Raw genomic sequence first — 13,910 nt, 5'->3', positions numbered from 1 at the left:
AAGAGGCCCTGTGCCGCACGGCCTTAGGGCTGGAAGGGGCCTACGCCTTTGTGGCCGCCACCAGCCACGGAGAACTCATCGGCATGAAAGATCCCAACGGCTTCAGGCCCTTATGCCTCGGAAAACTCAACGGCCGCTATGTGCTGGCTTCGGAAACCTGTGCGCTGGATCTCGTGCAGGCAGAATTCATCCGGGAGCTGGACCCCGGTGAGATTGTCATCATCCATGAGGACGGCATCCGCTCCTTCAATCCCCATCCCGCACCCAAAAGACATTTCTGCATTTTCGAGTACATTTATTTCGCCCGGCCGGATTCCACCATCTTTGAAAAGAATGTCTATGAAACCCGCAAGGCCCACGGCAGGGCTTTAGCCCTGGAGGCACCGGTCAAGGCCGATCTTGTCATGCCCTTTCCCGATTCCGGCATGTATGCGGCCATCGGCTACGCCGAAGCCTCGGGCATTCCCTTTGAAATGGGCATGATCCGCAACCACTACGTGGGCCGCACCTTCATCCAGCCCACCCAGGAGATGCGGGATTTCGGGGTGCGGGTGAAGCTTAATCCCGTCAAAGAAGTGCTAAGGGGAAAGGACATCATTATTATTGAAGATTCCATCATCCGGGGGACCACGGCCAAAACCCGCGTAAAGGCCCTGCGGGAGCTGGGGGTGAAGAAGGTACACATGCGCATCAGCTGCCCGCCCCACCGTTTCCCCTGCGTCTATGGCATTGATTTTTCCAGCAAGGGAGAATTGATCGCAGCCAGTAAAAGTGTTGAAGAATTAAGGAATTATCTGGGGCTGGATTCCCTGCATTATCTTTCCATTGAGGGGCTTGTGAAGGCCACGGGCATTGAGAAGCAGGGGGATGGTTTTTGTATGGCCTGTTTTGACGGGAAGTATCCTGTGAATTTTGATGCCAGCCTTACCAAGGGGTGTCTGGAGGGGTAAGAGGAAATCTTTAGGTTCTTTCCGGGATTGAATGTCAAATCAATCCCTCATACCGCCCCTCCGTTTCGTGAGCCTCAGCCACCTCCCAACTGGCGGCTGAGCTCCACAAGCTCCCCATCCCGGCGGTGGTAGCCCGTGCGCTGGATCATCTCTTTGGCGCTGGCGAGCTCCGTTAAGGCCTTCTGGGTCTGGTTTTGGGCCAGGCAGAGGCGGCAGAATTCCAGGTGGATGTCCGCAAGAAAAAGTTCCATGCCGCCCTGTTCTGCGATGTCATGGGCTTCGCTCAGGTCGGTCTGGGCCTGGTCAAAACGGTCTTGGGCGCGGAAAAGGGCGGCGCGGGCGAGGAGGCCGCGTGGTAAATGATTTTGCGTACCGGCCTTACGCAGCTTCTCCACGGCCTGATTCAGGAAGCTTTCAGCCGGGGTGAAATCCGGGGTTTGATCGGCCAGGGCCTTCAGCAGCGAAGCCCGACCTAAGGAAAGGGTGTCCAGGGCGATGTCAAGAAGCAAAGGGCCTTCTTGTAAAGTCCATTCCAACGTCTGCCCGGCCCGCTGTCCCACTTCTTCATAGGCCCCCTGGCTCAGCAGCAAATCGCAAAATCGAAAGCCTCCCATGGAATAGAGGTAAGGATACTGGGGCTGCCTTTTCCTTTGCATGGCCTCGGCTTCTTCGAAGAGATCCCTGGCCTGGGCCAGCCTACCCGCCTGATGCAGGGCATGGGCCAGGGTGGTTCTGAATGCCATTTTCCAAAAAGCCTCCCCGCGTTGATCCGCATAGGCCACGCTCTGGCGGCCATACTCAAGGGCCTTTTTAACCTGGCCCAGGGTGAGATGAAGTTCGCTAAGGTTGCTGGCAGCAGATGCAGCATTTTTCCATGCTTTTTGATTGATCTGTGCCTCCAAGCCTGCCTGCATGGGCTGGACGGCCTCTTGCAAACGGCCCAGGGCCCACAGGCGAAAGCCGGCCCAGCTTAAAACCCCGCCTTTCCAAAAATCCGTCAATCCATCCACGGGCCGGATCCAGGGAGTGTCAAAAAAACCGGACAAGACAACCAGATCCGCGTCAAAGGCACCAAGTTTGTGAACTGTATATGCCTTCTCTTTTCTTTTAATCCGCTCCCAATAAACATCCTCCAAGGTTTCCTGATACCGTCCGGCCCGGCAGCCGTGGGCCACGGCCATAAAGAGAGGTTCCATCTCCTCCAGGGTGTCCGGAAATTCCTTTTCCGGGAGGGCTTTGTAATAAGCATACAACCTCGAATGGGCTTCTTTCTTCGACCCGGAATGGGCGGTTTCAAGAAGGTCGGCAAAGTGTTCCCGCACCAGGGGGTGGCAGTCCAGCATATCGGCCTCGCCCCGGCAGGTCTCTTTGGGCGCAAGCAGGCCCAGGGTGCGGAGATTGTTTATGGCAAAGGACCATTTGTGTGAATCCGGATGGGGCAGGTCTGCGGTGAGGCCATCAATGGGCGCATCTGCAAAAAGAGCCTTGATGGCAGCCATGGTCGCAGGACGGTCGAAAAGGCCCAGAATTTTCAGGATGCCGAGTTCGGGTTCAGCAGAAAGCCACTTTTCATAAGAGCGCATCACGCGGCGGGCATGGCCCCCGTGTTTTTCTTCGGCAAAAAGGGCCGGGATCTCGTCCTGCCTGCGGATATCGCCATTATGGGCCAGGGCCAGGTAACGGCCCAGTAAATTCAGGGCAAGGGCATGGCCACCGAATTTTTGCACGGTTTCCAGAAGCCGGTCAGGGCTTCCCTCCACGCCAAGCTTGGAAAGGAGCCTGGCTCCGGCTTCCGCTGAAAGGTTTTCCAGAGGAAGTTCTTTTACCGATTCAGGGGCCGCATCTTCGAGATCTCGCAGGGCCACACGGGTGGAAATCAGGCAAAGCCCGAAATGGGTTCGGCCCAGCTCCCGCAGCAAGGCCCGGATGCCCTGGTCTTTTAAGCTACCATGCATGTCTCCGGGCGGATATTGCAGGGGCTCCAGGCCATCCAGGATCAGCAAAGTCCGCTCCTTTTTGATCAGGGTAGCCAGACGCGCGCCCTTGGCAAAGGGATCGCCCTTGTTCGGATCAGGGTCGCCGAACCATTCCAGGGCATGGGCCAGAAACGAATCCGCCGAAACCTGCCGGTCTTCGCTTGTGCCCTGACTGTAAAAGGACCAGCCATAAACCCTTGCCGCTCCAAGAAAATGCGCTTTATCCATCCGGTTCAGCCAATGATTGATCAGCGTGCTTTTTCCCACTCCGCCGAAGGCCACCAGGGAAAGAATGCGCATGGCCGGATCTTTCCAGGCCCCATCCAGGATTTTCAGTTCATTTTCCCGGCCAAAGAGATCCGGCCCGGTGGAGGGGAGTTTGGAGAGGAATACATGATCCGGTGGAAGGGAGCAGGTTTGTAACCCCCTGCCCAATGGCATGGAAGGGATAAGCAGATCATGGATTTCCTCGGCAAAGGCAGCCAGGTCGGCATTGATTTGAGCTTCACTACCAGCTTCCAAGGGGCGGCCATCCCTGGGCCTGACATTCAACCGTGCCAGCCAGGCAATTTTCTTCCACGGGCAGGATTTGAGAATGAGGGGAAAGATTTTCAATCCCTCCTTTTCCCGCCGTTCAAGCAATGTGGGGATTTCATTTTTCAGGATAAACTCGGAGGTCAGAAAGTCTGCGCTGACCATCAGCACCGCCGCGCGGGCTTTGGCCAGGGCCGTTTCAATCTCGGCGCGCCAGTCTCCACCAGCCTGGATTCTGCGGTCATCCCAGATATCCAGGTTCCCATGCACTTGCAGCACCTTGAGCTGGGTCTCAAGCCGATCTTTCCAAATTTCATCTTTGTGGCTGTAGCTGATGAAAATCATAGGCTTGGGGTGTTCATCCGATTGGGGCTCAGTCATTATTTTTTCAGTTCCTCTGATAATGAAGGAAGCGGAGCGCTCATGCGGGCATTTCTGCACTGCTTCCACTGAAAATTCGGCAGCTTCTCAATTCCCACCAAAAATCCTTCCTGTATCCAGAATCCTTACATCCGCACCATTTTGCCCTATGATCTCCATCATATGCCCTGTTCCTCCAGGGCCGTCCGGGGGCTGGGAAGCATCATGCAGGGCAATCAGGGTTACATTGCTGCCTCCCATGGCCAGGGCATTCTGCAGAATCCACAGGTTGTTGCGCTCCCAAAGGGTATATGTTTTTTCCCGGCCCAACCAGTCCGGAAGCTCCTTTTTGTCGGACAGGTACCTGACAGGCGTATGGGCATTGCCCAGCAGTTGATGAAAGCGTGCAAGCCAGTTTGACGCGGGCCGGAAGACCGAGGCCTCTATGTAGGCTTCCTTAGGCAGGGCCAGATAGATGTGATGGGCAATGGCAAGATCTTCACAGACTTCATGGAACAGAATATCACCCCCGCAGGCACACCCTGCCATCCCCAGCAAGGACTCTCCATAATCGGCTTTAAGTTTTTCCATTTCCATGCGGATGGCCCTGCGGGCTGCGAATTCCATATCTGCCGGGAACCTCGGGGAGCTGCGGCCAGGCTGGTCGATCATATGGCCTGTGAATACAACAACATGACAGGGCTTGCTTTTCTCCTGTCCACCAGGGGCGGAAGAAAACCCCGGACTCTTTTTGAGAACAGCGATGGCAGAGGCCACATTATCCTTCAAAATCCCCAGGGCCTGCAGCATTTCGAGTTGACGCAAGGCCGCGTCTATATGAAAGGCCGAAGCATGGGTCTGGGCCTGACGGTAAGCACTTTCCACCCGGCCCGGCGAAGCAGCGGTCAGACAGATCAGATCCGCCAGGGTGAAATCAAGCCAGACATCCTTTTTCCCTTGCTGTTGCAGTTTTTTTTGCTGGGCGGCGATGACAAAGCCCACGGTTCCGGCCAGCTGGTTCACCTGCTCTTTCAGCGCATCCAGGCGATCTGCGGCCTTTTTGGGGGATTCAAATGCGTCCTGCCATTTTTGGGGCAGCATTTGCGCCAGTTCCTTAAATATGATGGAAAGCGCCAGGGCATTTATCCCAGCATAAAAGTGATTCAGATCCGATGCAAAAGCTTCCATATAGGCATTGAGTGCCTCATCCCCATGGCCGGAGCAGATGGCACTCAGAGGAATATCGGCGTTTGACTGCCAGGCGTTCACCCACCGGGTTTTCGCATTGCTGCCCTTCAGGGAACAGGCTTCAGCCCGTTGATCGGGGGATAAATCCGCCTGATTTAAAACGCGCTCCAGGGCAATGTCTGAACGGGAAAGAGCGTTCAGTTTCTGGTAGATCGTCGCCAGCCGTAAACTGGCGGCCACGTCCGTCGGACGCTTTTGCAGCAGGGCTTCGAAACTGACCCGTGCGCCTGGGAGATCCTTTTGCCGGAACTGGATTTCTCCCACCCGGCGAAGTCCTTCAACGGCCCAGATTTTGTCCTGAACCTCCTGGGCCATGAGGCGCAGCAAACCAAGGTCATGGCCCTCCTCCGCACCTTTCACCGCCTCTGCAAAGTCATCGGGCGCGGGCAGAAAAAGATCCAGATCCTGTTCCTTCAGGTTCCGGAGCAGCAAAAAAACCGGACTGCTGGTGGCAGCTGATTCCAGGGTTTCCCGCAGCCCCTGGGTAAGCCCGTCAAGCGATGCTTCCGGTGCATTGGAGTCATAAGCCAGATACCGTTCCGTTGACAGATCAAAGGGCAGTTTTTGGGTCTTGTTATGGATCAGGAAAGTGCGTTTGTTGCGCAGTGCATGGCGAATACCCAGCTCATAAAACACATTGGCGTTGTGAATGGAGACATCTGCGATCACCAGTTCCGCGGCCATCAATTTTTCAAACATGTCCAGCCGGATGTTCCCCGCACCCATGATCTGACCGCTTGTACCGCCCTTTAATCCCAGTTTTTGAAGGGCGGGCTGGATCAGTTTTTCCTCGACAGCGTCAAAATCAATGTCAACCCTGGAACCCGTCTTGTCATTTTGAATATTTTTTACACCAAATGGGCGAATGATGAACACCTGCATCATGACCCCCTTTAAATGAAATCAAAATGGTTGAAATGCGCCCTTTCCACCTGACCCGCAGCCACGCCACCAATCCTGAGCAGATCGCCCATGTGTTTCACGCAATCCATGGGCTGCACCTTTTTGGCCTCAATATCTGCCAGCCCCATTTTCTCAAGCCCCTTTGGACTTAAATCCGCATCATAGCGGAGGTATGAAAATGCCTTGGGGAATGTTTGATCCGTCATCGTGCGGCAGCGTTCTTCTTCCTTTCCCGGAATCAGATCCCCCAGTTCCCGATCGATGACCATGCCGTATCGGCAGTGACCAATGGTTCGGCAGTTGATGTCCTGATCCACGGAGGATGCATACATCAGATTTCCCGGCAGTTTGATCAGGTTCGAGAAAAGATTGCGGTGCGCCCTGTCGGCGTTGTTACCGGTCTGGGGCATCATGGTGGAGAGCCCTGAAAGAAAACCGCCTTTCCCCACCCTGGCGGACACCACATCCTCCGCAGAACCGGTGCCCACGGATACCAGGAGCAGCTTCTTTTCACCCATGGGCCAGTTCAGGCAATACGGAGGCTGGGTGGCCATGCGAAAAAGCAGAAAAGCCGGATTGTTGTAAGGGGTTACGCCACCATCCACAAAAACAAAGGGGCTATCCTTTTTGTCTGGGTCAATGCAAAGCGGCTTGGACGGAAAATAGACCGGCGCTGCGGTGCTGGCCCGCACCAGTTCCCAGAGAGGAATTTTCAGATTGCAGTCCGGCCGGTCTGGCGGGAAATTATACCTGGCCAAGGGATTGCTGGAAATGGGCCAGGGCGAATCCGTGCTGCGGTTATGCATGACCACCAGCAGCAGGCATTGAAGATGTTCCGGACGCAAATTGATTTCCGGCGGAAAAACCTTTTGCAGCTCCTTTTCCAAAGGACCGGATATGTACCGGTAATCAAAACGGCGTAACAGCGGAGCCTTGGTGAAGATCCGGGCACCGATACCCTGATAGAATTCCATGATTTCCGCAACGGACATTCCCCTTGCCAGGCCTGAGGCAATGATGGCACCCGTGGAGGTTCCCCCTATATAATCGAAGTACTGGCAGAGCCTGAACCCCTCATCTGCCTTGAGATGGGCCCTGAGAAGGGACTCCATCCGCTCCAGGATTTTGAGGGTAATGATACCGCGAATACCGCCTCCGTCCAGAGCCAGAAGCTTACGCGGCTTTTGTGTGGCATAACGCTTGCCAAGGTGGCCCCAGACATCCATGCGAATCTCCTTTATTTGATTATGCCATCAACGGCCTGCTGCAGTTCTTTCACTTCCCCGTCCCGGCGGTGGTAGCCCATACGCTGAATCATCCCATTGGCGCTGGTAAGGTGCGCCAAGGCTTCTTGGGTCTGGCTCTGGGCCAGGCAGAGACGGCAGGATTCCAGGTGGATGTCCGCTAGAAAAAGTCCCATGCCGCCCTGTTCTGCGATGTCATGGGCTTCGCTCAGGTCTGTCTGGGCGCGGTCAAAACGGCCTTGGGCGCGGAAAAGGGCGGCGCGGGCGAGGAGGCCATTGATTATAAACTCCTGCTGTCCGGCCTTGCGAAGCCCCTCCACGGCCTGATTCAGGAAGGTTTCAGCTTGGTTAAAATCCGGGGTTTGATGGGCCAAAGCCTTTAGCAATGCAGCCCGACCTAAGGAAAGGGTATCCAGGGCGATAGCCAAAAGTAAGTTTTCTCTGGTCACCCATTCCAGCGTCTGCCCGGCCCGTTGCTCCACCTCCCCATAGGCCCCCCGACTCAGCAGCAGATCGCAGAATTGGAAGCCTCTCTGGGAATAGAGATAGGGATACTGAGGCTGGATTTCCCTTTGCATGGCCTCGGCTTCCTCGAAAAGATCCCTGGCCTGGGCCAGCTCACCCGCCTGATACAGGGCATGGGCCAGGGTGGTGCGTTTTATCATCTTTTGTGTCCATTCCTCGCTTTGATCCGCATAAGCCACGCTCTGGCGGCCATACTCAAGGGCCTCTGTCACCTGACCCAGGGTGAGATGAAGCTCGCTGAGGCTACTGGAAGCAGATGCAGCATTTTCCCAATCCTCGTTTTTGACTTGCGCCTCCAAGCCTGCCTGCATGGGCTGGACGGCCTCGTGCAAACGACCCAGGGCCCGCAGGCGAAAACCGGCCCAGTTCAAGACCGCGGCTTTGTCTTCAGCCCCCAATCCATCCACCGGCCGGGTCCATGGAATGTCGAAAAAGCCGGACAAGGCAGCCAGCTCCGCGCCAAAGGCACCCAGTTTTTTGACTGTATATGCCTCCTCTTTTCTTGAGATCCGCTCCCAATAAACATCGTCCAAGGCTTCCTGGTACCGCCCGGCCCGGCAACCGTGGGCCACGGCGGCAAACAGAGGCTCCATCTCCTCCAGGGTATCCGGGTATTTCTTTTCCGGAAGGGCTTTGTAATAAGCATACAACCTCGAATGGGCTTCTTTATGCGGCCCGGCATACTGGGTTTGAAGAAGGTCGGCAAAATGTTCCCGCACCAGGGGGTGGCAGTCGATCTCCTCCGGGCAATGGCGGCTTTCCTCGGCAATCAGGCGGGTTTGGCGCAGACGCTTGAGCAGGTTCTGCCATTCGCCTTGGGAAAGGCTGGAAAGCTTCCCGGTCAGGCCGGGAAGGGGATCTCCTGTCAGCACGGCCGTGAGGGCACCTTTTTCCACCGGCCGGTCAAAGAGGCCAAGGATCCTGAGCAGCTCGGTTTCCGGGCTTTCGCCAAAGCGCTTTTCAAACGACGCAATCATGCGGCGGGCGTGTCTGCCCTTTTCAAGGGGAATATCCGGCAGATCCGGGATACTGAAGGCAGGATCAATTCCATGGCCGGGAATGGCGCGTAAATAGCGGGCCAGAAGGTTCAGGGCCAGGGCATGGTTGCCGAATGCTTCAGATGCCTCTTCCAGGGCTGCATCCGGGCCTTGCACGCCAGCAATACGCAGAAGTGCGCGACCGGCCTCTTTGGTGATTCGATCCAGATCGATCTGCTTGAAGCCATGGCCCAGGCCCATATCCGGCAAGGCTTCCCGCGTGGTGATGAGGCAAAGGCCGGGATTGTTCCGGCCAAGATCCCGGAGCAGAGCAGCCAGGGCCGGATCCTTGATCTTGCCGCGTTCAAGTTTTAGGCCGGACTGGAGCGGCTCCAGGCCGTCCAGGATCAAAAGGGTTCTGACCTGACGTATCAGCCCGGCCAGACGGTCGGCCTTGGCCCAGGGAGAACCTTCGTCCGGCGTGGGATCACCGAACCAGGCAAGGGCCTCCCCCATAAAGCGATCCGCCGAAGTCACGCGCTCGCTGGTTCCCTGGCTGTAAAACGACCAGGCAAAGACCCGCACCGCACCACGATAATTATCCTGGGCCATACGCTCCAGCCACTTGTTCACCAGGGTGGATTTGCCCACCCCGCCCCAGGCCACCAGACTGAGCAGCCTGACGTCTGCCTTGTCCCAGGCCTCGTCCAGCATGGCCATTTCATCTTTGCGGCCAAAGAGTTCGGCCCCGGTCATGGGCAGGCGGGTAATGTCGATGTTTTTCGGAGGCGGGAATTTGGAGGGCGGCTTGACGGCTTTGATGGTCCTGCCCTCAAATTTCTCTTTGATCAACTTTGCCACTTCGGAAAAAACCACAGCCCATTTACCATCAAAATCCACCAGTACGGACTTGCCGTCACGCGGCAGCATCTGCGTCTCTGAAATCCAGTCAAAAACATCCCAAGCACAGGGGCTGATCAAGACAGGGATCATAAGCATACCGTCATTTTCACACCGTCTGAGCAGAAAGGGAATTTCTTCCTTGATGCAAAAATCCGAGCTAAGAAAATGCTCTGAAATCAGGTACACCGCTGCGGAGGACTTTTCCATGGCGCTCTTGATTTCCGGATACCATTTTTCACCCGCATCTATCTTGCGGTCATCCCAAACCATGATCCTGCCTGCCATCTCCAGAGCTTTAAGCTGTGGTTTCAGCCGGTCTTTCCAATCCTCGTCTTTGTGGCTGTAACTGATAAAAACCAGTGGTTTATTCTCTGCAGGCGAAGCCATGTTGTCAGTCATCATCTTTCAATCCTTTTCTTTGCTTCCCATGCCGGATAGGGGAGGATCCTGTTGCTGTCCTGGGACATCAGCCGTACCAGCTTGGTATGTATGAATATTTTCTCCTTGCCACAGGTCTCTTCTTCCAGAACACCGATGTCCACCAGTTGCTTCAGATAAACCGATGCCGTCTGCCGCTTGGCGATATTCCGCTCCACCAGCGAGCTGATCCGGCAATAGGGCTGTTCGAAAAGCAACTGCATCAACTCGTGGCTGTAGATCTTTGGCAGCTTTTTTTTAACGTGACACCTTGTTTGCTCCATCAATGACCGCACAGCGGCAATCTTCAGGCAGGTCCAGCGGGATACCAGCTCAACCCCTTTGAGCATGAAAAGAATCCATTCTTCCCACTCTGCCTTCTGCGTCACCTGATTCAGGAGATGGTAGTATGCGGATTTATTCTGCACAATATAGCGGCTCAGATAGAGTATGGGCAAGGTCAGCAGCCCCTGTTCGATCAGATAGAGGACATTGAGGATGCGCCCGGTACGGCCATTCCCATCATAAAAGGGATGAATGGCCTCGAACTGGTAGTGGCTGATGGCCATTTTGATCAGGGGATCCAGGTCATCTTCCGCATGGATAAAGCGTTCCCAGTTGCTCAAGAGATCCCGGATGAGGGTTTCGCCTGCGGGCGGCGTATAGATCACCTCGCCTGTGGCCTGACTGCCAATCACAGTGCCCGGCAAGCGGCGAAGCCCCATCTCCTGATTCTTCAGGGTGCTGCAAACCTCGATGGCGGTTGACGTGGACAGGGGGCGATCCTGGAGCTTCCTGAACCCCTGGTGCAGAGCGGTTCGGTAATGCAATGCCTCACGGGTGGCCGCATCGGCTCCGCTTTCCCGATGGGCATGGCGGAACAGTTTGTCCGTGGTGGTCAGGATATTTTCGATTTCCGAGCTGTCTCTGGCTTCAAGCAAAGGAAGCAGATTGATCAGCAGACCCTGATCCGGCAATAATTCCCCCGCCTGTTTCAGTTCTGCAAGGGCGGCCCTGGCCGGAATGCAGGCCTTGAGAATCGTTATGGTTTCGATCACTTCCACCGAAGGCGGTAGAGGTGGCAGGTCGTTGTAGGGCTGATCCGCATGCCATTTCATGTTTACAAGTACTCCTTTTATCGACAAATAAAAACGGATCAGCCAAAATAGGTCAAGATTTTGAATATGTCAATTGCTTGATGTCGAAATAAGGCCATATTATCGACACGAAATAAGCCTTTGAGAGATTGATGTTTACACCATCGACATGGGCAAGCGGCAATGTCGCTATTTTTGAATTTTATCGACACATAAACGCCATCATAGCACACGCGAGGGTTAGTTCGCACAATCAACCAACCCTGGAGGCTGCGGATTAGGATTGGATCTGTGCATAAAAAGGCTGAGACCTGCCAAAAAATGAAATTTCCAGGATCCCCTTCTTTTAAGATTAAGACCCGAATCAACAGCTAATTGCAATTGACAGGAGATCTTCTTGTAGTCACATTGAAATTATGTCAACCGCATCTGGAGGCTGAAATGGCAACATTCATCAGAACAGGGAATTCAATGGAAAAATGGAGAATAAAAAAGTAGCCTATCAGGAAACATGCCCTTCCTGACAGGCTGTTTGTTTATGCTGTTCCGGCGAGCAGAAAAACCATGAAATATTTCAACTATCCTGGCTGTTTCAGCCGGGTTGATTTTTATCTGGGGGAACAATGAAGATTCAGAGTCTTGCACTGGAGGGTTTTCTTGGACAGGACAAAACCATCCGCATCCATTTTAATGAGGATATCAATATCTTCACAGGAAGAAATGGCTCTGGAAAAACCACCCTTCTCAAGCTTTTGTGGTATGTCCTGAGCGGAAATCTTTCACTGGCCATGAACGAAATTCCCTTTAAAAAAGCCGAAGTGAAGACCTCACAATATACATGCACCCTGGAACGGAATCGTCCCTCCGGCAGAGTCGAAGTCCTTCACCATGGCAGCGGAACCCGCTATCTCTCTGAGTTCCTGTATGATGGTGAAAAATATCTTCTCTCCACAAAAGATCAGGCGGATACAGCCCTTTTCAATATGGGTTCTTCTTTGTTTCTGCCCACATTCAGAAGGATTGAAGGGGGCTTTTCCATTGGCAGGTACAGACCTGGTTCCGAAGAACTCCTGACGGACGATATCGGAAAATCCCTGTCCGCTTTTTCCAGAAAGCTCTCCAGCGAGAAGCATTCTCTCGTTTCATCCATAGGCACCCATGATATTGAAAATCTGCTGATCAAGGAGTATGCCGCCCGTTCCGAGGAGCTCAATTCCCTTAAGATGGGGTATTCAGACAATTTTAAAAAAGCCATCAAAGAACTTGAATCCTATATGGCCGAATTTAAAAAAGAATTCCGTAAGATACAAAAACGCAAAAAGAAAAATGATACCAATCTTCTGGTGGAGCCACCATCCATATCGCCTGTAGAAATAAAGCTGCTTGAAGCGGCCAAAAAAGAAATGGAAGAGCTGGAAACAGTCACAGAAAAAATCATGCAGCCCTTCAATGTGATCAAGGAAATTGTTTCTAGCATCATGCAGCACAGCGGCATCAGATTGGGCAGCACATTCACCATCGGTGAGGCGGCAAAGGCCATCCATTCAGAGTCTCTTTCCGCCGGAGAAAAACAACTTTTCAGCTTTATCGCCTATAATGCCTTTTTTCAGAATGCCGTTATCCTCATTGATGAGCCGGAACTGAGCCTGCATGTGGACTGGCAGCGCCAGCTCTTTTCCATTCTCGGAAAACAGCAGTCTTCCAACCAGTTCATCGTTGCAACCCATTCTCCCTTCATCTACGCCAAGTACCCGGACAAGGAAACGCTGCTGGGCATGGATCATGGTGATGAAGGAGACCACTGACATGCGCATTGCAGGAAGTCCCTATCCCGCATCTTCGGATGAAATCATGGCAACGCTCCGGCACTCCTCGCTTCCCACCCTCATTGTCGAAGGGGGAGACGATGTGATTGTGTACAGAGAAATCGAAAACCGTTTATCCCACATGGGAATATCGGTTTTCCCCGCCCATGGAAGACCCAATGTGCTTGAGCTTTTCAGACGCAGAAACGAGCTTCCCACCGTGCTGAAGCTTGCCTTTGTTGCGGACAGAGACACCTGGGTGCATACGGGCATACCGCCGGAGTATTCCCATCGCTGTCTGATCTTCACCCACGGCTATTCCATTGAAAATGATGTGTATGTGGATGGCCGTCTCTGGAAGCTCCTGGGAAAAAAAGAACGGTTCTGCCACGAACTTGCAGCAATCCTTGACTGGTACGCCCTTGCCTTATCCCGCCACCTCTCCGATCAGACGGTTTCCATCTCTGAGCATGTGAACACCATCCTTGACTGCGGTCATGAAAAGAAAAAAGACCGGCTTCGCCTGACGGCGGGTGAGGCTTTTCCCCATGCCCTGAGAACACTTCTTGGAAAAAAATACATTTTCCTGCTTCGGGGAAAAACCCTGATGGTTCTGTTGATCCGGAACCTTAAAGGTCAGAAAATTCCCCATAACGATAAAGCCTTACTGCATAGCGTCTCCATCAGACCCGGTAAGTTTCTGAAAAGACTCTTTTCCCATGTTGAAGACTGCTTTGAGGCCATAGGCCTTGAAGAATAACTCGGAAAACGGAAGAACTGGTGAAGATCACGGTATCTTATTCCGGCTCAACCCCTCTGAGCATGAACAGATCCATGACTCTCACGGAGCCTTCTGTGTTACCTGATTTAAGAGAGCCCGGTATTGCCTTTGCATAAGCCTCCCTTGCATCACCCAACATTTTGTATGGAAAAATGGTGAATAAACAAACAGCCTGTCAGGAAGCATGGCC

8 protein-coding genes are annotated in these 13,910 nt (G+C 53.8%); 3 read left to right on the top strand and 5 right to left on the bottom strand.

Features of this window, described 5'->3' with window-relative positions; translation table 11 throughout:
* A partial coding sequence (locus RBR60_RS14800; protein ID WP_320358178.1) for an amidophosphoribosyltransferase occupies positions 1 to 950 on the top strand: 950 nt, incomplete at its 5' end.
* Between the two features lie 74 nt (positions 951 to 1,024).
* On the opposite strand, the gene RBR60_RS14795 is transcribed toward RBR60_RS14800, so the two are convergent.
* The 5 genes from RBR60_RS14795 to fic form a co-directional block, all read right to left on the bottom strand.
* Positions 1,025 to 3,841, bottom strand: a complete 2,817-nt coding sequence (locus RBR60_RS14795) for a TIR domain-containing protein (RefSeq protein ID WP_320358176.1) — start codon at positions 3,839 to 3,841, stop codon at positions 1,025 to 1,027.
* Positions 3,842 to 3,928: 87 nt separating this feature from the next.
* Positions 3,929 to 5,950 (bottom strand): tetratricopeptide repeat-containing protein, encoded by a 2,022-nt coding sequence (locus tag RBR60_RS14790; RefSeq protein ID WP_320358174.1) that lies wholly within the window; start codon positions 5,948 to 5,950, stop codon positions 3,929 to 3,931.
* A gap of 11 nt (positions 5,951 to 5,961) precedes the next feature.
* Positions 5,962 to 7,197: a patatin-like phospholipase family protein gene (locus RBR60_RS14785; protein WP_320358172.1), complete on the bottom strand. Its 1,236-nt coding sequence runs from the start codon at positions 7,195 to 7,197 to the stop codon at positions 5,962 to 5,964.
* Between the two features lie 11 nt (positions 7,198 to 7,208).
* A complete protein-coding gene (locus RBR60_RS14780; RefSeq protein ID WP_320358170.1) occupies positions 7,209 to 10,022 on the bottom strand; it encodes a TIR domain-containing protein in 2,814 nt (937 codons plus the stop codon).
* Entirely contained in the window at positions 10,019 to 11,155 is a 1,137-nt protein-coding gene (gene fic, locus RBR60_RS14775; protein WP_320358168.1) for a protein adenylyltransferase Fic, read from the bottom strand. Before fic ends, RBR60_RS14780 begins: the two co-directional genes overlap by 4 nt.
* 602 nt (positions 11,156 to 11,757) lie before the next feature.
* On the opposite strand from fic, the gene RBR60_RS14770 reads away from it, so the two are divergent.
* Both RBR60_RS14770 and RBR60_RS14765 read left to right on the top strand, forming a co-directional pair.
* A complete protein-coding gene (locus RBR60_RS14770; RefSeq protein WP_320358166.1) occupies positions 11,758 to 12,939 on the top strand; it encodes an AAA family ATPase in 1,182 nt (393 codons plus the stop codon).
* Positions 12,923 to 13,699, top strand: a complete 777-nt coding sequence (locus RBR60_RS14765; RefSeq protein WP_320358164.1) for a hypothetical protein — start codon at positions 12,923 to 12,925, stop codon at positions 13,697 to 13,699. The genes RBR60_RS14770 and RBR60_RS14765 overlap by 17 nt, the downstream gene beginning before the upstream one ends.
* Positions 13,700 to 13,910: the final 211 nt, after the last annotated feature.

It is taken from the genome of Desulfobotulus sp. (assembly GCF_034006065.1).
GTDB lineage: Bacteria > Desulfobacterota > Desulfobacteria > Desulfobacterales > ASO4-4 > Desulfobotulus.
This window is presented reverse-complemented; position numbering and strand designations above follow the sequence as displayed.

Excerpts from the sequence above, each read along its gene's own strand:
- RBR60_RS14795 (WP_320358176.1), bottom strand. The coding sequence starts at position 3,841 with ATGACTGAGCCCCAATCGGATGAACACCCCAAGCCTATGATTTTCATC.
- RBR60_RS14770 (WP_320358166.1), top strand. The coding sequence starts at position 11,758 with ATGAAGATTCAGAGTCTTGCACTGGAGGGTTTTCTTGGACAGGACAAA.
- RBR60_RS14790 (WP_320358174.1), bottom strand. The coding sequence starts at position 5,950 with ATGCAGGTGTTCATCATTCGCCCATTTGGTGTAAAAAATATTCAAAAT.
- RBR60_RS14785 (WP_320358172.1), bottom strand. The coding sequence starts at position 7,197 with ATGGATGTCTGGGGCCACCTTGGCAAGCGTTATGCCACACAAAAGCCG.
- RBR60_RS14765 (WP_320358164.1), top strand. The coding sequence starts at position 12,923 with ATGAAGGAGACCACTGACATGCGCATTGCAGGAAGTCCCTATCCCGCA.
- fic (WP_320358168.1), bottom strand. The coding sequence starts at position 11,155 with ATGAAATGGCATGCGGATCAGCCCTACAACGACCTGCCACCTCTACCG.
- RBR60_RS14780 (WP_320358170.1), bottom strand. The coding sequence starts at position 10,022 with ATGATGACTGACAACATGGCTTCGCCTGCAGAGAATAAACCACTGGTT.